Below are 1,458 nucleotides of genomic sequence, written 5' to 3' on the forward strand. Positions count from 1 at the left end.
ATCTTGTTGTTATCTATACAGCTATGGCAAGCCCGAGATGAGGGTCTTTTAGGGCGGAAGTGAAGGTTGCGAGGCCTTCGGGGAAGTTATGTATGCCGATTGCGAGGGCGGTCATAAATCCCATACGTTTTAGGGCAATCGAGCGGGTTTCGTTTTCGGTCAGATTACCTATATCGCCCTCTGTTGACGGCACAAAGTAGTCTATAAGTCCGATAAGAAGTATTCCGACAAAGAATGATACTACCGCGATATAATATCCCACAGTGTCATTTGTAGCTGACGCGATATATGTGCGTGACTTCTGAAAAATTTCAATCATTGAAACGTATATCATTACTCCGGCTGAAAATCCGAGCGAGCCGGCGAGAAATTTTGTATTTGTGGTTTTTGCAAACAATGCTATTATACTGCCGATTCCGGTTGCAAGTCCTGCCATAACCGTCAGCGACAGCGCGAACAGTACATTTGTTTCCACTAAAATCATCTCCTTAAAAGTTCTTATGGTATAATACGTTGCACGAAATTTTTTTGTTACTTAAATTAATTGTTGCCAATTTCAAAAAAAGGGTATATAATTAGTTGAAAATACTTATATAGAATAGATAAGGAAATGATTTATGTTAGAGATTACTTCTTCATCAAACAATAAATGCAAATATGTAAAATCGCTGTCGCAGAAAAAATCAAGGCAGAAATACGGTGAGTATACAATAGAAGGAATAAAATCGGTATCGGACGCATTAAATTCCGAAAGGGAGATAACGGCACTATATGTATCGGACAGTTTTTTTGAAAACGAGAATTTCAAATATCCGAAAGATATTTCATTATACAAGGTACAAGACGACGTATTTATGAAAATGTGCGATACAAAAGCACCGCAGGGCATACTTGCGGTTGTGAAAATCGAAGATGAAACCGATTTTACACCCAACACAGAAAAATCGTATATATATTGCGACTGTATAAATGACCCGGGTAATCTCGGAACGATAATCAGAACGGCTGATGCGGCAGGATTTGACGGAGTGTTGTTGTCGGATGGGTGCGTTGATTTGTACAGTCCGAAAACGGTGCGTTCAAGTATGGGTTCATTTTTCAATATGAGAGTTGTGACAGGTGTGTCATATGAAAAACTCAGCGAATACAAAAACAGCGGTTTTCAGCTTATCGGCGGTGCACTTGGTGACAATACAATAGATTACCGCAGTGCGGATATGAAAAAACCTACTATTATAATAGTAGGAAATGAGGCAAACGGAATATCGGAAGATGTTCAGAAAATGTGTCAATGCGTTAAAATTCCGATTTTGGGGAAAGCCGAATCGCTAAATGCGGGAGTTGCGGCGGCGATATTAATGTACGAACTTGTTCGCCAAAGGTCTTGACAATTTTTGAGATTTGTAGTAATGTAACAGATGTATTTTAGGTGGTGGATTGATGGAACATATACTTTAT

At 39.2% G+C, this 1,458-nt stretch carries 2 protein-coding genes; one reads left to right on the forward strand and one right to left on the reverse strand.

Annotated features, from left to right (window positions below; translation table 11 throughout):
• Positions 1-13 precede the first annotated feature (13 nt).
• Positions 14-475 (reverse strand): hypothetical protein, encoded by a 462-nt coding sequence (locus tag ACLTU0_RS11910; protein WP_412275631.1) that lies wholly within the window; start codon positions 473-475, stop codon positions 14-16.
• A 142-nt stretch (positions 476-617) separates the two neighbouring features.
• Between ACLTU0_RS11910 and ACLTU0_RS11915 the strand changes: the two genes are divergently transcribed.
• Positions 618-1,388 carry a TrmH family RNA methyltransferase gene (locus ACLTU0_RS11915; protein ID WP_412322662.1) on the forward strand — a complete coding sequence of 257 codons (771 nt, stop codon included), beginning with the start codon at positions 618-620 and terminating at the stop codon, positions 1,386-1,388.
• The last annotated feature ends 70 nt before the right edge of the window (positions 1,389-1,458 follow it).

Origin of the sequence: Hominilimicola sp. (genome assembly GCF_046972485.1) — a bacterium.
In the GTDB taxonomy this organism is placed as follows: Bacteria; Bacillota; Clostridia; order UBA1381; family UBA1381; genus Hominilimicola; species Hominilimicola fabiformis.